Origin of the sequence: Micromonospora sp. DT31, from assembly GCF_049841795.1 — a bacterium.
GTDB lineage: Bacteria > Actinomycetota > Actinomycetes > Mycobacteriales > Micromonosporaceae > Micromonospora.
On sequence record NZ_JBNCKZ010000002.1, the window covers coordinates 251,257 to 270,943 of the forward strand.

Sequence of the window (19,687 nt, forward strand, 5' to 3'; positions counted from 1 at the left end):
GCCCCACCCGGTCACACCCCCGCCGGGTAGGTCTCCATCTCGCTCGGCGTCACCCGGGTGGGCAGCGGGTGCAGCGCGGTCGTCTCGTCGCACCAGACGAACGCGTCGTAGCGCTCACCCAGCCGGGTCGGCACGTAGTTGCCCCAGGACTCGAAGCTCGGGTCGTACACCACCCCGATGGCCCGGTGGTCGACCTCCTCGGTCACCCAGTCCGGTTCGTCCGCGCCGCCGAAGACAAGCACCGCCCGGTCCGGCATCAGCTCGTGCAGCAGATGCTCCACCGAGCCCGCCCGGGCCGGCGGCACCGCCATCGTCTCGGCCGGGGAACCCCAGCGCGGGGCGGCGACCACACTGCCCCGCCAACTGCCGAAGCCGATGAGCGTCACCGCGTCCCGCCCGTGCCGCTCCCGACCGAGCTGGCCCAGGTTGACCATGCCGTCGGCCGCCAACCCCGCCGAACCCCACCTCCACCATCCGCCGGTACGCGGGCAGTTCCGCCGCCGCCACCAGCGGCACGGCACGGCGCTCCAGGCGCAGGATGGCGCCGTCCACACCCGGCACCGGCCGGAACGCGTACCGGGGGACCCGACCGGCCAGCCGCCAGTGGTGCTCCGGCCAGGTGAGCACCGTGAGCCTGCTCCACCGGCCGTGGTCGCCGGTGCGCTTGCGGGCGTAGTCGAGTTGGGTGAGCAGCGTGGCGGTGCGCAGTCCGGGCGCGGCCAGGCACCACCGCACCACCGCCGCGGTCAGCGACCAGGGGATGTTGCCGGTCACCGAGAACGGCTCGCCGGGCGGCGACGCGGCCAGGAAGTCGGCGGCCCGCACCTCGACGTTCGGCAGGCCGGCGCAGGTCACGGCCAGGTCCGGCAGCACGGCTTGGTCCACCTCGTAGGCGATCAGCCGCCCGCATCGGCCGGCGAGCGGCCGGGTCAGCCGGCCGTCACCGGCACCGACCTCCAGCAGCAGGCCGTCCGGGTCGGGGCGGGTCGCCCGGACCATCCGGGCGACGGCGGCCGGGTCGGTGAGGAAGTTCTGGGACAGTACGCGACGGGACCGGTCGCGTGCGGAGGGTCGGCGGGGCGCCACGGGTTCGTCCTGTCTGTCGCCGGACGGCGACGGGTACGGACCGCTGCGCGGGTGTCGCCCTCGCCGTCGAGACGGCGGTGCGCCGAGGCGGCACAGGGCGGATGGGCGGGCGGTCCGAGCGGATCGGGACTCGGACGGCCCTGGAGAGTGGCCGGGACGCGGCGCCAGGGATCGGCGCGGACGCCACCTCGGCGAGGTGGCGTGGTCGACGGACGGCAGACACCGCCACCTCGTGGAGATGGCGCGACCGGCACCACCTCGTGCGAGGCGGGCGGGCAGGAGCCGGCGGTCAGGTCAGACGCGGCGGGCGTACCGGCCGGCCAGGGCCGGGCGCCGGAACCGCGGACGGGCAACCAGGAGGAACCCGTGCGCGGCCGGCGCGGCGGCCACGCGGATCAGGGCGTGCGTGAACATGCGGGCGACGCTAGCGGCCGGCCGTCGCCCCGGCGACCGATTTCCTACAGGTCGACGGTGCGTCCCTGCGCCCTGGCGGTCTCGGCGGCGGCGAGCACGGCCACCACCTCGCGGCCGAACCGTACGTCGCAGCGGTGGTCGCGGGTGCCGGCGTCGACCTCCTCCAGCAACTGGTCCAGGGCGGCGCCGAACGCCCGCAGGGCGCTGCCGTCGCCGGGCGGGACGGTCTCGGTGCCGTTCTCGCCGAAGAAGACGAAGTCGCGGGCGACCGCCCCGGGGGGCGCGTCGAGCGTGAGCGAGAGCGAGCTGGTGGCGCCGCCGTCGTGGGTGAGCAACAGGTGCACCAGACCGCTCGGCCCGTCCGTCGCAGCGACCCGGGTGACCCCGCCGAGCACCGGCAGGATCAGCGACAGCGCGTGCGGGCCGATGTCCCACAGGGCGCCCCGCTCCCGCCGCCAGCGCGAGTCGCCGTACGGGTTCCCGGGCTGGAAGATCGAGGCGAACATGGTGGCCCGGGCGTGCTGCCAGCCGCCAGCCGCCGCCGTCGAGGCGAGGAAGCCTGTGACGTTCGGGTGGAAGCGCTGGGTGAAGAAGACCACCGAGGCCACCCCGGACGCCTCGGTCGCGGCGACCACCCGGTCGGCGTCGGCGAGGTCGAGTGCCAGCGGCTTGTCCAGCAGCAGGTGCCGCCCGGCGGTGGCGGCCCGGACGGCGATGTCGGCCTGCACATCCGGTGGGAGCGCCACGGCGATCGCATCCGAGGCGTCGATGAGCGCGTCGACGTCGGTGAAGGCCGGTACGCCGTGCCGGGTGGCCAACTCCTCCGCCTTCGCGGGGTTGCGCCCCCACACGCCGGCGAGTTGGGCCCGCGGGTGGGCCTCGATGGCGGCGGCGTGCGTCTCCGCCGCCCAGTAACCGGTGCCGAACAACCCGAACCGCACCCCGACCCCCTGCCGCCGACATCGACCACCGGCGTGCGCCGGGATCGTGATCCACGCTAGTCGCCGGACTCGCCCGGCGCGCCCCGACCCGGCGGGCGAGCCGCTACTACACCGGTTAGTAGGCTGTGCCGGTGAACGACACCGTGTCGACGACCAGCGCGGCGGCCTCCGGTTCCCCGGTGGACGGGCCGCTCGCCACGGTCGCGATCGTGATCTCGCTGGCGGTCGCGGTCTGGGCCCTGGTGGTGGCGGTACGCCACCGGCCGCCGGACCGGGTCCAGTTCGTCGGGCTGGCCGTGCTGGAGGTGGCGCTGCTCGCGCTCACCGTGGTGGCCCTGGTGGCGCTCGGCGGCGGGGAGCGGCCCGGTGAGCCGGGTGCGTTCTTCGGCTACCTGGTGACGCTCGTCTGCCTGCCCCCGCTGGCCTGGGTGCTGGCCCGGATGGAGCCGACCCGCTGGGGTTCGGGCATCGTCTGCGCGGTCTGCCTGGTCACGCCGGTCGTGGCGGTACGGCTTCAGCAGACCTGGGAGGCCCTCGGTGGCTGAGACCACGACGCAGGAACGCGCCACCAACCGTGGGCCGGGCCGGCTGCTGATCGCCGTCTACATCATCTTCGCCATCGCCGCGACGTCGCGGGCCGGCCTGCAGATCGCCACGAAGCTCGACGAGGCGCCGGTGGCGTACCTGCTGTCCGCGCTGGCCGCGCTGATCTACATCGTGGCGGCGGTGGGGTTGGCCCGGGCCGGGCACGCCGGCCGGCGGGTGGCGCTTGCCTGCTGCACGGTCGAGCTGGTCGGGGTGCTCGGGGTCGGTCTGCTCAGCGTGGTCGACGAGGAGTTGTTCCCGGACGAGACGGTCTGGTCGGGCTTCGGCAGCGGCTACGGCTACGTGCCGCTGGTGCTGCCGGTGCTGGGCCTGTTCTGGCTCTGGCGCACCCGGCACGACCCCGCCTGAGCGGGACCGCGCCGGGTGGAGCGCGCCCGGTCAGTCCTTCGGGCCGCCGGCCACGTAGATGACCTGGCCAGAGACGAAGGACGCGCCCTCGCCGGCCAGGAACGAGATGGTGTGCGCGACGTCCTCCGGGGTGCCGGCGCGGCGGACCGGGATCTCGGCGGCGGCGTGCTGCTTCAGCGCCTCGAAGTCGACCTTCATCCGGGCGGCGGTGGCGGCGGTCATGTCGGTGACGATGAAGCCCGGTGCGACCGCGTTGACGGTGACCCCGAACGGGCCCAGCTCGATCGCGAGCGTCTTGGTGAAGCCCTGGAGGCCGGCCTTCGCCGCCGAGTAGTTCGCCTGGCCCCGGTTTCCCAACGCCGAGGTGCTGGAGAGGTTGACGATCCGGCCCCACTTCGCCTCGACCATGTGCTTCTGGGTGGCCTGGCTGAACAGGAAAGCGCCGCGCAGGTGCACGCCCATGACGGTGTCCCAGTCGGCGTCGGCCATCTTGAACAGCAGGTTGTCGCGGAGCACGCCGGCGTTGTTGACGAGCACCGTCGGGGCGCCCAACTCGGCGGTGACCCGCGCCACGGCGGCCTCGACCTGGGCCCGGTCGGACACGTCGGCGCCGACGCCGAGCGCCCGGCCACCGGCCGAGGCGATGGCGTCCACGGTCTCCTTGGTGGCGGACTCGTCGATGTCGACGACGGCGACGGCCATGCCGTCGGCCGCCAGCCGGCGGGCGGTGGCCGCGCCGATGCCGCGCGCGGATCCGGTCACGATGGCGACGCGGGGCTCCTCCGACATGCTTACCTCCCGGTAACTTGTGGCTCGATCGAAGGAGCTTAACCCAGCCGTACGCCGCCCTACACCGCGTGACGTCGGCAGAGCCGGATCCACCGGTAGCCGTGCCCGCCGAGCTTGAGCCGGTCGAGCTTGCCCACGTCCTCGTAGTTGCGGTCGCTGAGCACGTCGATCGGCTGGTCCGCCTCCGGGGCAAGCGTGCTCAGGTCGACCTCGACGTCGGAGGTGCCGAGGTTGTGCAGGAAGACCATGGTCCCGGTGCGTCCGTCGGCGCGGTGCGCGAGCACCCCCGGCGGCATCGGCACGTCGATGTGGGTGGTGCTGCCGGAGCCGGTCTCCGGCGCCTCCCGCAGCGTCCGGATCATCCGCTCGAACCAGCCCAGCAACGACCGGGGGTCCTTGCGCTGGGCGGTGACGTTGACGTGCTGGTAGCCGTACTCACCCTTGTCGATGACCGGGCGGATCAGCTTCTCCGGCTCGGCCGTGGAGAAGCCGGCGTTGTCCTGGTAGGACCACTGCATCGGGGTGCGGATCGCGTCGCGCCCCTTGAGCGACAGGTCCTCCCCCATGCCGATCTCCTCGCCGTAGCGCAGCACCGGGGTGCCACGCAGGGAGAACTGCAACGAGTAGGCCAGCTCGATGTGCCGCCGGTCGTTGCCGAGCATGGGTGCCAGGCGGCGGCGGATGCCCCGGCCGTAGAGCTGCATGTTCTCGTCCGGCCCGAACTTGCCCAGCACGTCGTTGCGCTGGTCGGCGGTGAGCTTGGACAGGTCGATCTCGTCGTGGTTGCGCAGGAAGGTCGCCCACTGGCCGCCGGTGGGCAGCTTCGGGGTGTCGCGCAACGCGTCGATGATCACCTCCGGGTCCTCCCGGGCCAGGGCGAGCATCAGCCGGCCGTTGAGCATGAAGTCGAAGAGCATGTGGATGCGGTTGCCGGAGCCGCTGCCGTCACCGAAGTAGACCGGCAACTCGTCCGGCTCGACGTTCGCCTCGGCCAGCAGGGCCGCGTCGCCGCGCCGCCACTGCACGTGCTGGCGCAGGTCGGTGAGGAAGTCGAAGTCCTTGGGCGAGGCCGGGTTGCCCGGCTCGGTGCGCTCGATGATGAACGGCACCGCGTCCATCCGGAAGCCGGCGACGCCGAGCTGGAGCCAGAAGGACGTGATCTTCTTGATCTCCGCCCGGACCTTCGGGTTCTCGACGTTCAGGTCCGGCTGGAACTTGTAGAAGCGGTGGTAGTACCACGCCTTCGCGGTCCGGTCGTAGGTCCACGTCTCGTGCTGCTCGCCCGGGAAGACCATGCCCTGGTGGCGGTCGGCCGGCTCGTGCTCGGCCCAGACGTACCAGTCCCGGTACGGCGAGTCGGGCGAGGACCGGGCGGACTGGAACCACGGGTGCTGGTCCGAGGTGTGGTTGACCACCAGGTCGATGATCACCCGGATGCCCCGGTTGCCCGCCTGGTGCAGCAGTTCGGCGAAGTCCCCGAGCGTGCCGAGGCGGGGGTCGACGGTGTAGAAGTCGGTGGCGTCGTACCCGTCGTCCTGGTTGGGCGAGGGGTGGATCGGGTTGAGCCAGAGGCACGTCACCCCCAGCCGGGCCAGGTAGTCGAGCCGGCTGATCAGACCCTGGAAGTCACCCACCCCGTCGCCGTCGGAGTCCGCGTACGTGTCGACGTCGAGGCAGTAGACGACCGCCTCCTGATACCACCTGTCACCCATGCGGTGACTACTTCTCCGAACGTCGGCGCCGGCAAACCCGGTACGGTGCCGGGGTGAGCGAGGAGACCTCAGCCGTCGACTGGTCCGCCGGCGCCTGGCTGAACCCACCGGCGCGGGTCGAGGAGAGCGACGGCGACCTGCTGGTCGAGCCGCACGACGGCAGCGACTTCTGGCGGCGCACCAGCTACGGCTTCGTGCACGACGACGGCTGCGCGCTGCTCACCCCGTTCGGCGTGGGCAGCGCGGTCGAGGTGTCCTTCCGCCTCGACTACGCCGAGCAGTTCGACCAGGCCGGCGTGCTGGTGCGGGTGGACGAGCGGCGGTGGACCAAGGCCGGCGTCGAGGTGAGCGACGGGGCGCCGCAGGTGGGCGCCGTGGTCACCGACGAGTTCTCCGACTGGTCGGTGGCGCCGGTGCCGCAGTGGTCGGGCCGCCTGGTGACGGTGCGGGTGAGCCGGGCCGGGGACGCGTTGACCGTCCGGGCCCGCTGCGACGAGGAACCGTGGCGACTGGTCCGGGTCGCCCCGCTCGATCCGGCGGCGACGGCGTCGGCCGGGCCGTACTGCTGCTCACCCAGCCGCGGCGGCCTACGGGTCCGCTTCACCGGCTGGCGGCGGGGTCCGGCGGACGCGGCGCTGCACCCGGAGGGCTGAGTCACAGGTGTGTCTCCGGCGGGCCTGGGTAGTAATCCCGGATCTCCGGCTCCGCGTGAAAGGACCACCATGGCCCTCGCCCAGGATGTCAACCCGAACGAGTTCACCGGGCTGACCGGCTGGGTGGCGAGCGTGATCGACTCGTTCGGCGCGGTCGGTGTGGCCCTGCTGGTCGCGCTGGAGAGCATCATTCCGCCGATCCCGAGCGAGATCGTGCTGGCGATGGCCGGTTACCTGGCCGCCGAGGGCCGGTTCAACCTGGTGCTGATCGTGGTCGCGGCGACCGTCGGCTCGTTGCTCGGCGCGCTGGTCCTCTACTGGCTCGGCGCGGTGCTCGGCGAGGACCGGCTCAAGCGGTGGCTGGACCACATCCCGCTGGTCGACCAGGAGGACCTGAAGAAGGCGGACCGGTGGTTCGAGCGGCACGGCCGGTGGGCGGTGCTGATCGGCCGGGTGGTGCCTGTGGTGCGCAGCCTGGTCTCCGTCCCGGCCGGCGCCAACCGGATGCCGCTGGGCGAGTTCATCCTGCTCACCACGCTCGGCAGCGGGGTGTGGAACACGCTCATCGTCGGCGCCGGCTTCGTCCTCGGATCGCGGTGGAAGGACGTCGACAAGTACAGCCAGTGGTTCAACTACGCGATCTTCGCGGTCTTCGGTTTCATGATCGTGAGCTGGGCGGTCAAGAAGGTGCGCCGGCGGCGCGCCCGGCAGTCGGTGACCACCGGGCGCTGAGGCCGGTGCCGGTCAGAAGCCGGCGGTGACGGCGGTGAACTCCCAGGTGTCCTGCGCGATGCCGGAGCAGTTGGCGACCACGCCGCCGCCCGGGCAGGGCCGGTCCCGGTTGACCGACCAGAACGTGAACCGGGCCAGGCCGCGGGCCTTGGCCCAGTCGCGGATCTGCGTCCAGGTGGCCGGCGTGGTCAGTTCCTGCTGGTCGGAGAGGCCGTTCATGCCGGACAGCCCCATGTGCGCGTACGCGATGGCGTCGGACCAGCCGAACGCGTTCTTCAACGCGGTCTTCAGGCCCTCGGCCGCGTTGACCGTGCTCTGGTACATGTTCGCGCCGCCGCCGAAGTCGAACGGCATGATGGTGAACACGTCGATCCCGGCACCCTTGGCCGCCGCCTGGTTGATCAGCCGGGTGCCGTAGTAGGCCGGGCCGGTGGTCGAGGTGCCGAACGTGACGATGGTCTTGATGCCCGGGTTGTTCTGCTTGACGATCTTCAGGGCGTCCAGGATGCGGTCCTGCACCACCTCGTTCTCGAACTCGTCGCTGTTCTCGATGTCGATGTCGATCGCCTTCAGCCCGTACGCGTTGATGACCTGCTGGTACGCGCCGGCCAGGGCGGCGGCCGAGGAGCAGTTCGGGCCGAGCTTGTTGCCACTCCACCCGCCGAAGGACGGGATGACGTCGCCACCGGCCGCCTTGATCGCGGCGATGGTGGCGGCGTGCGGGCCGCCGGTCAGCGGGCCGTTGCCGTCCCAGGCCGGGATGCAGCCGCCGCCGGAGAGCACGAACGCGATGGTGAACCACTTGATCCCGGTCGCGCCCATGACGGTGGCCGGCGCGGGCGGGTCGCCCCAGCCCGGGTAGAGGTAGGGCGCGGCGGCCATCGCGCCGGCGCCACCGCCGCTGCAGCCGCCCGTGGTGGCCGCGACCGCCGCCGAGCGGGCCGACTCGCCGCCGCCGTCGTACGCGGTCACGGTGTAGCTGTGTCCGCTGCACGCGGCCAGTCCGGAGACGGTGGCCGAGGTGCCGGTGACGGTGGCCCTGACGGTGCCGCCCTCGTACACCCGGTAGCCGGTGACCGTGCCGGGGACGGCGTTCCAGGCCAGCGCCACCGACGACGCGGTGGTGCCGGTGACCCGCAGCCCGGCGGGGGTGGCCGGGGCGCCCGGGTTGCCCGGGTTGCCGCCGCCGGTGCAGGACGCGCCGTTGACCGTGCAGTTGACCGGGTCGCCGGTGCCGCTGACCACGAAGCCGAAGCTGGTGCTGGCGCCGGGGGCGAGCGCGCCGTTCCAGGACTGGTTGACGGCGGTGACGTGCTGGCCGGAGGTGCTCAGGCGGGCGTCCCAGAACGAGCCGAGCGTGTTGCCGGCGGGCAGGTCGAACTGCACGTTCCACGAGGAGATGGCGGTGGAGGTGTCGTTGGTGACGGTGAACCGGGCCTCGTAGCCGCTGCTCCAGCTGGAGGTGCGGACGAAGGTGGCGGTGGCGGCGGAGGCGGGTGGCGCGGCCAGCAGGGCGCCGGCGACCACGGCGGTGGTCAGCGCGGCGGCGAGCGTCGCCAGGCGGGGGCGGAGTCTCACGGCGTCCTCCAGTGACGGGCGGGGGCAGAGGCATTCACTACCGTCGACGTGCGCCTATTATTAAGAGTGTTAACTGTTTCTGTCCAGCATTGGTTCGGTGCGGCCCGGACCGTAGGGTCCGGGCCGCACCCCGGCCGCGCTCAGCGGCGGAAGGTGAACCAGTTGACGTTGACGAAGTCCGACGGCTGACCGCTGCTGAACGTCAGGTAGACGGTGCGCCGGCCGGTCACCGCGGCGACGTTGCCGGGCACCGAACGCCAGGTCTGCCAGCCACCTGTGTCACCGACCGCGAAACTGCCGATCGGCGGCGCGGTCGGGCTGTCCACCCGCACCTCGACCAGCCCGCTCACCCCGCCCGCCGCGCCGGAGGCGACCCGGGCCACGAAGTCGCGCGGCGGCGTCGAGCCGAAGTCGACGTTGTCGTAGCGGGCCCAGTCGCCGTTGGCCAGCCAGCCGATGTCCTGGCCGCCCTCGGCGCACGTCTCCACCTGCACGCCGTTCTGCGCGTTGAACGACTCGGCCTGGATCGTCGCGTACGCGTCCCGCACCCCGCCCGGCGGCGGCGTGGTCGGGGTCGGCGACGGGTCGCCACCGCCGCCCCGGGTGTAGACGGCCACGTAGTCGACGAGCATCGGCCGGCCGGGCACGGTCGCCGCGGTGGGCGTCGCCGAGCCGGCCACCCCGTCCGGGAAGCCGCCACCGATGGCCACGTTGAGCAGCATGAAGTAGCCGGCGTGGTTGGTCATCTGACCCCAGTACGGCTCACCGACCTGGTTCTGCCCGACGGTGTGGAAGAGCTGGCCGTCGACGTACCAGCGCAGTTGCTGCGGGCTGGTCGAGGCGTCCCACTCGAACCGGTAGGTGTGGAACGCCGACTGGCAGGTGCTGCCCGGGCAGGCCCGGGACGCGCCGATGCCGTTGAACTCCCCGCACGGGCCACCCGGCGCGACGCCGCAGTGCAGCACGCCCCAGACCGAGTTGATCCCGTTGACGTTCTCCATCACGTCGAACTCGCCGATGCCCGGCCAGTTCTGGTAGTTGCCCCGGTAGGGCGAGCCGAGCGCCCAGAACGCCGGCCAGTAGCCGGACGCCGCCGCGCCTGTGACGTCGGGCATCCGGATCCGGCCCTCCATGGCCAGCACGCCGCCGGACGGTGGCTTGAAGTTCGCCCGTACCGTCTCGATCCGGGCGGAGGTCCAGCGGCCGGCGGCGTCCCGCAACGGCGTGATGCGCAGGTTGCCCGAGCCGTCCTGGGCCAGATTGGCGGTGCTGGAGGTGTAGGTCTGGATCTCGCCGGTGCCCCAGTTGGCCGGGCCGCCCGGGTAGCCGGTGCCGGTGTCGATGATCCAGTTGGCGGACGAGGGCAGCGTTCCGGCCCCGCCGGCGAAGTCGTCGCTCCACACCAGGTTCCAGCCGGAGGGCGTCGGGGGCACCGCCGCCCGGGCGGTCATCGAGACGCCGGTGAGCGCGGTGGTCAGGGCGAGCACGCCTGCGGCCAGGGCGAGCCGGCGGCGTGTTCGGGGCACGGTGGCGGAGGCGGCCGGAGCCGCCGGAATCGGGTTCATTCGGGGTGCCTCTCTGCGGGGGACGGTCCGGGAGAGCGCTCTCTGAGAGCGATTTCTACGCGCCCGCCCCCGCACTTGTCAACGCTCGTCGATGACTGCCGGCTGCGGCCGGCGCAGCACCACCTGCTCCAACGCCGTCCACGCGGTGGTGGTGACCAGATAGAGCACCGCCGCGAGCGGCACCACGAGCGCCACCAGCACGGTCCCGTACGGCAACAGCGGCAGCAGTCGGCCCAGCACCGCCGCCCCCGGCCCCTCGGTCGGGGTGCCCGCCACGGTGCCGGTGGTCGCCGCCGCCCGCCGCATCCGCCGCGACGACCACCACGCCAGCGCCAGCAGCGCGGCCAGCAGCACCCCGAACACCAGCGGCACCGGACCGGCCAGCCCGTCGCCGAGGTGCCACCCCAGGGGCACCCCGGCCAGCCGCTGCTCCAACAGGCCGGGCGCACCGTCGCCGGTGGCGAAGAGCCGGTACATGACCAGGAAGAACGGTGCCTGCAACAGGGCCGGCAGGCACCCCGCGACCGGGCTGGCCCCGGCCCGCCGGTAGAGGGCGAACAGCTCACTCTGCAGGCGGGCGGGATCGTCGGCGTACCGGCGCTGGAGATCCCGCACCTGCGGCGCGAGCGCCGCGCGACGCCGCTCCCCACGGACCTGGGCCACGGTCAGCGGCGAGATCAACAGCCGTACGCAGACGGTGAACAGGACGATGGCGGCGGCCGTCGCGGCACCGCCGGTGAGCGGGGCGAGCAGGTCGGTGAGCCAGATGACGACGACCGCGGCAGCGGAGGCCGCGGAGTGCAACGGTGCGAAGGAGAGCATGGGACAGACCCCTCGGTCCGATTCCGGATGTCCCGCGCGGGCGGGACGGATGACGGCGGAATCGGCCGCCGAGCCACCCGGAGGCGGGCCGGTTCGCGTCGCCCGGCCCGGACGACGCGGTGGCTATGCGGCCGAGGGGTGCGTTCCGGGTGCCCGCGGGCGCGGACGCCCCGCCGCGTCCGGGTCGGTCTGTCGGGGAACACCCCGACGACGGGAGCGGGCCCGCAGTGCCGCGGCGTACCGGGTGCCCGGCGGCGTGGGCAGCGCCCGGACCCGCAGCGCGAGCAGCATGGCCAGCAGCAGCGCGGTGGCGACCGCGGCCCCGGCGAGCAGCCCCACCGGCCGGTCCGCGGCCAGGGTGAGGGTGTAGACCCACATCCCCGTCACGACCGCCAGCGCTTGCGCCACGGGCTGAGCCTAGCCCGCCGTGTCACATGGCGTGGGCCCGCGAGGCGACCCGAACGGGCGAACGGGGCTCGACACGCCCGGTAGCGCGTTTCCGAGAGCCGACACGGTGGGTAACAGGGACTCGACCACAGCGGCACCGTGCCGCGACCGGTCCGGAGGAGACGGTGGTGACGATGAGCGGCTCGGTGGCGCAGCGGGAACGGAACGCCGCATCCGGCGGTACGGACCTGCTGACAGTCGGGGTGGAGGAGGAGTTCCTGCTCGCCGACCCGCACACCGGAACCGCCGTGCCGGCCGTCGACCTGGTGATGGAGCAGGTGCCGGCCGAGTTGCGGGGACAGGTGGAACGCGAGTTCCAGACCAGTCAGATCGAGATCGGCAGCCCGCCCGGGCTGGAACTCTCCTCGATCCGGCACTCCCTGGGGATGTTGCGTACCGAACTGGCCGACGCGGCCGAGCGGGCGGGCGTACGGCTGCTGGCGATCGGCACCGGGCCGGTCGACGGGCCGGTGCCGGCCGTGGTGGACAAGCCCCGCTTCGACCGCATGATCGAACGGTTCCGGCTGCTGGTGCCCGGCCCCGGCAACAACGGCATGCACGTGCACGTGGGCATCCCGGACCCGGACACCGGGGTGCAGGTGCTCAACCACGTCCGGCTGTGGCTGCCGATCCTGCAGGCGGTCACCGCCAACTCCCCGTTCGCCCAGGGCGAGGACACCGGGTACGCGAGCTGGCGGTCGGTGGAGTGGGAACGCTGGCCGTCGGTGGCACCCACCCCGTACCTGGAGTCGCACGAACACTACGAGCGGCTGATCCGGCAACTCATCGCCAGTGGGGTGATGCTGGACGAGGGAATGCTCTACTGGTATGCCCGGCTCTCCGCGAAGTACCCGACGGTCGAGATCCGGATCGGCGACGTCTGCCCGTCCGTCGACGACGCGGTGCTGGTGGCCGCGCTGGTCCGCGCGCTCGTCGCGACCGCGCTGAGCGACATCGCCGCCGGCCGGCCGTCCGTCAACACCGACCACCACCTGCTTGTCGCCGCGCACTGGCGGGCCGCCCACGACGGGCTGGAGGGCGAGGGCGTCGACCTGACCGACGGCGAACTGCGCCCCGCCTGGGAGCTGCTGGACCGGCTGGTCGACCGGCTGCGCCCGGAACTTCAGCGGCACGGCGACCTGGACCGGGTGACCGACCTGCTGGGCGGGCTGCGCCGGCACGGCAGCGGCGCGGCGCGGCAGCGGGCGGTGTTCACGCGTACCGGCCGGTTGGTCGACGTGGTCGCGGACGTGGCCCGACAGACCCGCGGCTGAGCGCCGCGACGCCGGACTCTGACAGGATGGGCCGCGTGACGGAACGGATGATCGTCATCGGCGGGGACGCCGCCGGCATGTCGGCCGCGTCGCAGGCCCGGCGGCGCCGCCGGGACCCGACCGACCTGGAGATCGTGGCTTTCGAGCAGGGGCACTTCACCTCCTACTCGGCCTGCGGCATCCCCTACTGGGTCAGCGGTGTGGTGCCGGAGCGGGACGAGCTGATCAGCCGCTCCCCCGCCACCTTCCGCGACGACTTCGACATCGACGTCCGCATCCGGCACGAGGTCACCGCCATCGACCTGGACCGCCGCGAGGTCGTCGCGCGGGACCTGGCGGGCGGCGGCGAGGTCCGCGCCGGCTTCGACACCCTGGTGTACGCCACCGGCGCCACCCCGGCGCAGCCCTCGTGGGCGCGCGACGAGGTGGCCGGGGTGTTCGGCGTGCAGACGCTCGACGACGGTGCCGCGGTACTCGACTGGCTCGACCGCGAGCCCCGGCCGCGACGTGCGGTGGTGGTCGGCGGCGGCTATGTCGGGGTGGAGATGGCCGAGGCGCTCATGCTGCGCGGGCTCGACGTGCAACTGGTGGAGCAGGCCGACCAGCCGATGTCGACCGTCGACCCGGACATGGGCGAGCTGGTGGTCGACGCGATGCGGGCCAGCGGGATCGGCGTGCGCACCGGCCTGACGGTGACCGACCTGCGGGAACGGGACGGCCGGATCGCCGCGGTGGTCACCGACCAGGGGCCGATCCCCGCCGACGTCGTGGTGCTGGGTTTGGGCGTACGTCCCAACACCACGCTCGCCGAGGCCGCCGGCCTGCCGATCGGGCCGTCCGGCGGGATCCGGGTGGACCGCCGGATGCGGGTGCCCGGCGTGCCCGGTGTCTGGGCGGCCGGCGACTGCGTGGAGTCCCTGCACCGGGTCAGCGGGCTGCCGGTGCACATCCCGCTCGGCACGCACGCGAACAAGCAGGGGCGGGTGGCCGGGATCAACATCGGCGGCGGCTACGCCACGTTCCCCGGCGTGATCGGCACCGCCGTGACGAAGGTCTGCGACCTGGAGGTGGGGCGCACCGGCCTGCGGGAGCGGGACGCCGTGGAGGCCGGCTTCGAGTTCGTCACCGTGCGGGCCGAGTCGACGAGTCGGGCCGGCTACTACCCCGGGGCCCGGCCGATGACGGTGAAGCTGATCGCCGAGCGGGTCAGCGGGCGGCTGCTCGGCGCGCAGATCGTCGGCTGGTCGGAGGCGGCCAAGCGGATCGACGTGCTGGCCGTGGCGCTGTGGAACGGCATGACGGTGGACGAGATGACCGCGCTGGACCTGGGGTACGCGCCGCCGTACGCCCCGGTGTGGGATCCGGTGCTGATCGCCGCCCGCAAGGCCGTCGACGCCCTCCGGGAGTAAGAAAGGGCCCTCTGTTAGCGCCTCCGGTATAGGAAGGGCCCCCGCCTGACACCTGTCTTGTCGGAGGACGGGGTTAGCGTGTGCGCGTTGCCGGTTCGGCACTTCCCCTCGGAGGTAACCCTTATGGCCCAGGAGACGACCTACCTCGAACTGTCCGAAGTGGATGGTGGAGCGCACAAGTTCTACGAGGTGGTGGTGGACGACTCCGCGCTGACCGTGCGCTACGGCCGGATCGGCGACCAGGGCCAGGTCAAGACCAGCGCCTACCCCGACAACGCCCGCGCCCGCGCCGCGGCCGCGAAGAAGATCGGCGAGAAGGTCCGCAAGGGGTACGCCCCGGCCGTGCCCGGCGTACGCCAGAAGCGGACGGTCTCGCGCCGGCAGATCGTCAGCACCCGCTCCACCGCCCGCACCGCCCCGGTCCTGTGGCGGTACGCCTCCGGCGCGCCCGCCTTCGGCATCTTCGTCGACGGGCGCAGCTGCATGGTCGGCAACGAGCACGGCGTGATCACCACCCTCGACCACGACGCCCGGGTGCTCCACCAGGTCCGGCTCCCCGACGGGGTCAAGTGCATCGTCGCCGACGACGCCTGGGTCTACGCCGGCTGCGACGACGGCAACGTCTACGACCTCTCCGGCAAGGTGCCCCGGGCGGCGTACGCGATCGCCCCCGAGATCGACATCTACTGGCTGGACATCCACGACGGCGTGCTGGGCGTGTCCGACCGGGACGGCGGCATCTCGGCGATCGACCACGAGGACGAGTTCCTCTGGCGGCGGCCGGGGCGGGGGCGGTCGGCGTGGATGGTGCGCTGCGACGCGGACGCGCTCTACCACGGCCACTCGCAGGGGGTCACCGGCTACGACTGGCGCACCGGGCGGGAGCTGTGGCACACCGGCACCGGCGCGGTCCTGTTCGGCTGGCAGGAACGCGACGCCGTGTTCGCCGGTACCGGCACGCGCCAGGTGGTCCGGCTGCGCAAGGACGGCCGGGCCGAGCAGGCGTACCAGTGCGACGCCGCGGTCTTCTCCTGCGCCACCGCCGAGGGCGGCCGGTACGTCTTCGCCGGCGACAGCGCGTCCTCGATCTACTGCTTCGACCGGGCCGGCAACCGGTTGTGGAAGCTCGGCACCGGCTGCGGCTCGGCGTACTCGATGCAATACCACGACAACCGGCTCTACGTGGTCACCACCAGCGGCTACCTGGCCTGCATCGACGCCGGCGAGGCGGCGATCCGGGCGGCCGAGGCGGGCACCGTGCCGGACGTGGTGGACGTCAAGGCCCCGGCCCGGCTGCCCGAGACGGCCGCCTGGTCGTCGGTCGAGGTGACCACCGACGACCGGGACGGCGTGCTCGTGCAGTGCGTCGACCAGGGCGGCCGGCTGCGTGTCCACGTCGTGGCCGACGGCTACCGGCGGGACTGGTCGGTCCAGTTCCCCAAGGGCATTCGGGAACCCGGTGCCCGCTACCTGGTCACCGAGGTCCGGGAGTCGGGCCGCGGCGGCTTCTACCGCGCGTACGGGGACATCCGCCGGCTGCGGTGACCCTCCCGGCACCCGTTGCCCGCGTCTGCCATGGTGGCCGGATGCGGTACGACATTCCCGAGGGGCTGCGCTGGGTCGAGCGGACGGAGGCCGGGCGGGAGTGGCTGGCGGAGCTGCCCGACCGGCTGGCCGCCTGCGTCGCCCGGTGGGAGCTGACCGTCGGGCGACCGTTCGACTACGCGTTCGCCTCGCTGGCGCTGCCGGCGACGCTGCCCGACGGGACCCGGGCGGTCCTGAAGCTGCAGTACCCGGACGACGACAGTGTGCACGAGCCCACCGCGTTGGCGCAGTGGGCCGGCCGGGGTGCGATCCGGCTGCTCGCCCACGACCCCGGCCGACGCGCGCTGCTGGTGGAGCGCTGCGACCCGGGCACGCCGCTGCACGCGCTGGCGGCCGACGCCGCGCTCGACGTCGCGGTCGGCCTGCTCCCCCGGCTGGGGGTGCCGGCCGGCGCGCCGTTCACCCCGCTCGCCGAGGAGGCGGCGGGCTGGGCGGACCGGATGCCGGGCAACTGGCGGCGGGCGAACCGCCCGTACGAGCGGCGGCTGCTGGACACCGCGCTCGGCCTGCTCGCCGAACTGGCGCCGAGTCAGGGCGAGCAGGTGCTGGTGAACCAGGACCTGCACGCCGGCAACATCCTCGCGGCCGGTCGCGAGCCGTGGCTGGTGATCGACCCGAAGCCGCTCGTCGGCGAGCGGGAGTTCGCGGTGGTGCCGCTGGTGCGTGGTGCGGAGCTGGGCCGCTCCCCGGCGGCGGTGCGCCACCGGCTCGACCGGCTCAGCACCGAGCTGGGCCTGGACCGGGAACGGGTCCGGGGCTGGGCGGTCGGGCAGACGCTGGCCTGGAGCATCGGCGGGGATCAGGTCTTCGGCGGCCAGGTCGACACGGTCCGTTGGCTGCTCGACGAGACGTGACCGTAGCCGGCCCGGCTCCGGGTCAGCCGGTCTGGCAGGTGGCGCACCAGTACAGGTTGCGCCCGGCCAGGACGCCGCGGCTCACCGGGGTGCCGCAGACGTGGCACGGTGCGCCGGGTCGGCGGTAGACGTAGACCTCACCGCCGTGCCTGTCGACCCGGGGCGCCCGGCCGGTGACCTCCGGCAGGTGCGCGTCGCGCACGGTGTCGATGCGTCCCCGCTCGACGGCGCGGGTCATCAGCGTCACCAGGTCCGCCCAGAGTTCGACCCAGCCGACCGCGGTGAGGTTCCGTCCGGGCAGCAGCGGGGGCAGGCCGGCGCGGAACAGCGCCTCGGTCACGAAGATCAGGCCGGTGCCGGCCACCACCGACTGGTCCAGCAGCAGCGCGCCCAGCGGGGTGGGGCTGCGCCGGATTCGCGCGTACGCCCGGTCCGGGTCGGCATCGGCGCGTAGCGGGTCGGGGCCGAGCCGGGCGCGCAGCGCCGCCACCTCGCCCGGGGTGAGCAGCTCGCACGCGGTCGGGCCCCGCAGTTCCAGCCAGTTCCGGTCGCTGTGCAGGCGCAGCCGCACCTGCCCGACCGGGGTCGGCGGTTCGCCGGGCCCGTCGGTGACCTTGCCGTAGAGCCCGAGGTGCACGTGCAGCGTCAACTCGCCCGCATAGTGGTGCAGCAGGTGCTTGCCGTACGCCTCGGTGCCGTCCAGGACGGTGCCGGTCAGCCGCGCGGCGCCCTCGGCGAAGCGTCCCTGCGGGCTGTCGGCGTGCACCTTGTCGCCGGCGAACAGCTCGGCGTGCCGGGCGGCGAGGCGGTGGATGGTGTGTCCCTCTGGCACAGGCACCAAGGGTAGTCGCCGGTTCTCCCGTCCCACCGCGCCCCGGGACGCCATTGAATCGATGTTTGTCGAATGACAGACTGGCACCGGTCGCGCTCGGGAGCCAGTGCGAGCCGCTCGATCCCGCCGGAGGCGACAAGCGCCGGTGGCACGCCACCGGGTGCCGGGCAGTCTTCTCCGCCAGTCCGCCGTGCCGCCGCAGCGCCGCCCCGGGACGGTGTGACGCCGCCCCACCGGTCGCGCCGCGCACCGGGCACGCGCTGTCGATCGCGCGGCGTTGACAGGCGGTCCACCAGTCCGGCGCCGACCGACTCCGGCGCCCCCAGCTCGGGAGAAACAGATGCTCCGTACGCTCGGCACCGGCCGCCGCCCGCACCTGGAACGGCACGCCGGCATCGGACGGCTCGACGACGTTCGGCCCGCTCGTGGCCCTCGGCGCCCGCGCCGCGGACCGCGACCGGCGACCGGCGCGCGGCACCGCAGGAACGACCGGACGGTCGGCGGCCGTCTGCTGGCGGTCGGGTTGGCGCTCGCCGTGGCCCTCGCGGCGAGCCTGGTGGGGCCGACCACGGGCGCGCTGGCCGCGCCGGTGACCGTCACCAACGGTACGCAGTTCACCGACACCGGCGGCGGCATGGTGCACGCCCACGGCGGCGGCGTCCTCAAGGTCGGCGACTACTACTACTGGTTCGGCGAGAACCGCAACCCGGACAACACGTTCCGGGCGGTCTCCGTCTACCGCTCCACGGACCTGCGCACCTGGGAGTTCCGCAACAACGTGCTCACCCAGTCGTCGGCGGCCGAACTGCGGGTCGCCAACATCGAGCGGCCGAAGGTCGTCTACAACGCCGGCACCGGCCGGTTCGTGATGTGGATGCACAAGGAGAACGGGTCGGACTACAACGAGGCGCGGGCCGCCGTCGCCTCGTCGGCCACCGTGGACGGCACCTACACCTACCACGGCAGTTTCCGGCCGGTCGGGCAGCACATGTCCCGGGACATCACGCTCTACAACGACAACGGCACCGCGTACATGATCTCGGCCGCCGACGACAACTACGACCTGCACATCTACCGGCTGACGCCGGACTACCTCACCGTCGCGAGCCTGGTGGGCAACTTCTGGGACGGCTCGCACCGCGAGGCGCCCGCGATGTTCAAGCGGGGCGACACCTACTTCCTGCTGACGTCGGGGGCGACGGGCTGGAGCCCGAACCAGGCCCGGTACGCGACCGCGCCGAGCGTCTCGGGGCCGTGGAGCGGCTGGACCGACGTGGGCAACGGCACCACCTTCAACTCCCAGCCGGCCTTCGTGCTGCCGATCCAGGGCACCTCCGGCACCAGCTACCTCTACCTGGGTGACCGGTGGGCGGGAGCCTGGGGCGGGCCCGCCAACGACTCCCAGTACGTGTGGCTGCCGATCGCCTTCCCGACCGCCACCAGCATGAGCCTGACCTGGTACCCGTCGGTCACCATCGACACGGCCGCGGGCACGGTCACCGGCAACTCGCCCACCTCCTACCGCGTCACCGCCCGGCACAGCGGCCGGGTGCTGGACGTGGTCGGCAACTCCACGGCGAACAACGCCGAGGTCAAGCAGTGGGGGTGGAACGGCGGCGGGAACCAGCGGTGGGAGTTCCAGGACGCCGGTGGCGGCTGGTTCCGCCTCGTCAACGCCACGAGCGGCAAGTGTCTCGACGTCGCCAACGCGTCCACCGCCGACGGTGCCAACATCATCCAGTACACCTGCGGCAGTGGCGCCAACCAGCAGTGGCAGTGGGCCGCGCTCGGCAGCTACTTCCAGTTGCGTGCCCGGCACAGCGGCAAGTGCCTGGACGTGGTCGACGCCGCCACCGGTGACGGCGCGGACGTCCAGCAGTACGCCTGCGGTGCGGGCACGAACCAGCAGTGGTCCCGCATCCAGTCGTGACGGGCCGTGATGGCCGCGCTCCGTCATCGGGTGTCAGCTTCGGCACATCTGGGTACTTCGTCACTGTCATGCGCGGCCTCCGCGCCTGCA

The 19,687-nt window shown here is 73.0% G+C and carries 16 protein-coding genes and 3 pseudogenes; 9 read left to right on the top strand and 10 right to left on the bottom strand.

What is annotated here, in order from left to right:
• Window positions 1-11: 11 nt before the first annotated feature.
• From ACLQ2X_RS05095 to ACLQ2X_RS05105, 3 genes and pseudogenes are all read right to left on the bottom strand, one after another.
• A pseudogene (locus tag ACLQ2X_RS05095) lies at window positions 12-449 on the bottom strand (erythromycin esterase family protein); the annotation flags it as partial.
• Window positions 382-1,086, bottom strand: a pseudogene (locus tag ACLQ2X_RS05100) (ribosomal RNA small subunit methyltransferase A); the annotation flags it as partial. The pseudogenes ACLQ2X_RS05095 and ACLQ2X_RS05100, both read right to left, overlap by 68 nt.
• Window positions 1,087-1,544: 458 nt before the next feature.
• A complete protein-coding gene (locus tag ACLQ2X_RS05105) occupies window positions 1,545-2,441 on the bottom strand; it encodes a Gfo/Idh/MocA family protein (protein ID WP_425679759.1) in 897 nt (298 codons plus the stop codon).
• A 131-nt stretch (window positions 2,442-2,572) separates the two neighbouring features.
• Here ACLQ2X_RS05105 and ACLQ2X_RS05110 point away from each other — a divergent pair, with 131 nt between their 5' ends.
• Both ACLQ2X_RS05110 and ACLQ2X_RS05115 read left to right on the top strand, forming a co-directional pair.
• Window positions 2,573-2,986, top strand: coding sequence for a hypothetical protein (locus ACLQ2X_RS05110; protein WP_425679760.1), 414 nt, complete (start codon window positions 2,573-2,575; stop codon window positions 2,984-2,986).
• Window positions 2,979-3,453, top strand: a pseudogene (locus tag ACLQ2X_RS05115) (hypothetical protein). The gene ACLQ2X_RS05110 and the pseudogene ACLQ2X_RS05115 overlap by 8 nt, the downstream one beginning before the upstream one ends.
• Here the strand turns inward: ACLQ2X_RS05115 and fabG are convergent.
• Entirely contained in the window at window positions 3,426-4,184 is a 759-nt protein-coding gene (gene fabG, locus ACLQ2X_RS05120) for a 3-oxoacyl-ACP reductase FabG (RefSeq protein ID WP_425679761.1), read from the bottom strand. The pseudogene ACLQ2X_RS05115 and the gene fabG sit on opposite strands and share 28 nt — an antisense overlap.
• A gap of 59 nt (window positions 4,185-4,243) precedes the next feature.
• On the bottom strand, window positions 4,244-5,896 hold the full coding sequence (locus tag ACLQ2X_RS05125; RefSeq protein WP_425679762.1) for an alpha-amylase family protein: 1,653 nt from the start codon (window positions 5,894-5,896) through the stop codon (window positions 4,244-4,246).
• Window positions 5,897-5,949: 53 nt separating this feature from the next.
• Here ACLQ2X_RS05125 and ACLQ2X_RS05130 point away from each other — a divergent pair, with 53 nt between their 5' ends.
• A complete protein-coding gene (locus ACLQ2X_RS05130; RefSeq protein ID WP_425679763.1) occupies window positions 5,950-6,549 on the top strand; it encodes a DUF1349 domain-containing protein in 600 nt (199 codons plus the stop codon).
• 69 nt (window positions 6,550-6,618) lie between these two features.
• Window positions 6,619-7,281 (top strand): DedA family protein, encoded by a 663-nt coding sequence (locus ACLQ2X_RS05135; RefSeq protein ID WP_425679764.1) that lies wholly within the window; start codon window positions 6,619-6,621, stop codon window positions 7,279-7,281.
• 12 nt (window positions 7,282-7,293) lie between these two features.
• On the opposite strand, the gene ACLQ2X_RS05140 is transcribed toward ACLQ2X_RS05135, so the two are convergent.
• From ACLQ2X_RS05140 to ACLQ2X_RS05155, 4 genes are all read right to left on the bottom strand, one after another.
• On the bottom strand, window positions 7,294-8,859 hold the full coding sequence (locus ACLQ2X_RS05140; RefSeq protein ID WP_425679765.1) for a cellulose binding domain-containing protein: 1,566 nt from the start codon (window positions 8,857-8,859) through the stop codon (window positions 7,294-7,296).
• 140 nt (window positions 8,860-8,999) lie between these two features.
• A complete protein-coding gene (locus tag ACLQ2X_RS05145) occupies window positions 9,000-10,424 on the bottom strand; it encodes a carbohydrate-binding protein (protein WP_425679766.1) in 1,425 nt (474 codons plus the stop codon).
• 78 nt (window positions 10,425-10,502) lie between these two features.
• Window positions 10,503-11,246: a YidC/Oxa1 family membrane protein insertase gene (locus ACLQ2X_RS05150; protein ID WP_425679767.1), complete on the bottom strand. Its 744-nt coding sequence runs from the start codon at window positions 11,244-11,246 to the stop codon at window positions 10,503-10,505.
• 123 nt (window positions 11,247-11,369) lie between these two features.
• Window positions 11,370-11,654 carry a DUF6412 domain-containing protein gene (locus tag ACLQ2X_RS05155; RefSeq protein WP_425679768.1) on the bottom strand — a complete coding sequence of 95 codons (285 nt, stop codon included), beginning with the start codon at window positions 11,652-11,654 and terminating at the stop codon, window positions 11,370-11,372.
• Window positions 11,655-11,818: 164 nt separating this feature from the next.
• On the opposite strand from ACLQ2X_RS05155, the gene ACLQ2X_RS05160 reads away from it, so the two are divergent.
• From ACLQ2X_RS05160 to ACLQ2X_RS05175, 4 genes are all read left to right on the top strand, one after another.
• The gene (locus tag ACLQ2X_RS05160) at window positions 11,819-12,967 is read left to right on the top strand and encodes a carboxylate-amine ligase (RefSeq protein WP_425679769.1); all 1,149 of its coding nucleotides are present in this window, start codon (window positions 11,819-11,821) and stop codon (window positions 12,965-12,967) included.
• A gap of 35 nt (window positions 12,968-13,002) precedes the next feature.
• Window positions 13,003-14,376: an FAD-dependent oxidoreductase gene (locus ACLQ2X_RS05165; RefSeq protein WP_425679770.1), complete on the top strand. Its 1,374-nt coding sequence runs from the start codon at window positions 13,003-13,005 to the stop codon at window positions 14,374-14,376.
• A gap of 123 nt (window positions 14,377-14,499) precedes the next feature.
• The gene (locus ACLQ2X_RS05170) at window positions 14,500-15,921 is read left to right on the top strand and encodes a WGR domain-containing protein (protein WP_425679771.1); all 1,422 of its coding nucleotides are present in this window, start codon (window positions 14,500-14,502) and stop codon (window positions 15,919-15,921) included.
• A 41-nt stretch (window positions 15,922-15,962) separates the two neighbouring features.
• Window positions 15,963-16,835: an aminoglycoside phosphotransferase family protein gene (locus tag ACLQ2X_RS05175; protein WP_425679772.1), complete on the top strand. Its 873-nt coding sequence runs from the start codon at window positions 15,963-15,965 to the stop codon at window positions 16,833-16,835.
• A 22-nt stretch (window positions 16,836-16,857) separates the two neighbouring features.
• Here ACLQ2X_RS05175 and ACLQ2X_RS05180 read toward each other — a convergent pair whose 3' ends face one another.
• Window positions 16,858-17,667: an Fpg/Nei family DNA glycosylase gene (locus ACLQ2X_RS05180; RefSeq protein WP_425679773.1), complete on the bottom strand. Its 810-nt coding sequence runs from the start codon at window positions 17,665-17,667 to the stop codon at window positions 16,858-16,860.
• Between the two features lie 340 nt (window positions 17,668-18,007).
• Between ACLQ2X_RS05180 and ACLQ2X_RS05185 the strand changes: the two genes are divergently transcribed.
• Complete coding sequence (locus tag ACLQ2X_RS05185) at window positions 18,008-19,597, top strand: RICIN domain-containing protein (RefSeq protein WP_425679774.1); 1,590 nt, start codon at window positions 18,008-18,010, stop codon at window positions 19,595-19,597.
• Window positions 19,598-19,687: the final 90 nt, after the last annotated feature.

Coding starts and splice junctions, on each gene's coding strand:
- fabG (WP_425679761.1), bottom strand. CDS start 4,184: ATGTCGGAGGAGCCCCGCGTCGCCATCGTGACCGGATCCGCGCGCGGC.
- ACLQ2X_RS05125 (WP_425679762.1), bottom strand. CDS start 5,896: ATGGGTGACAGGTGGTATCAGGAGGCGGTCGTCTACTGCCTCGACGTC.
- ACLQ2X_RS05135 (WP_425679764.1), top strand. CDS start 6,619: ATGGCCCTCGCCCAGGATGTCAACCCGAACGAGTTCACCGGGCTGACC.
- ACLQ2X_RS05145 (WP_425679766.1), bottom strand. CDS start 10,424: ATGAACCCGATTCCGGCGGCTCCGGCCGCCTCCGCCACCGTGCCCCGA.
- ACLQ2X_RS05150 (WP_425679767.1), bottom strand. CDS start 11,246: ATGCTCTCCTTCGCACCGTTGCACTCCGCGGCCTCCGCTGCCGCGGTC.
- ACLQ2X_RS05170 (WP_425679771.1), top strand. CDS start 14,500: ATGGCCCAGGAGACGACCTACCTCGAACTGTCCGAAGTGGATGGTGGA.
- ACLQ2X_RS05175 (WP_425679772.1), top strand. CDS start 15,963: ATGCGGTACGACATTCCCGAGGGGCTGCGCTGGGTCGAGCGGACGGAG.
- ACLQ2X_RS05185 (WP_425679774.1), top strand. CDS start 18,008: ATGCTCCGTACGCTCGGCACCGGCCGCCGCCCGCACCTGGAACGGCAC.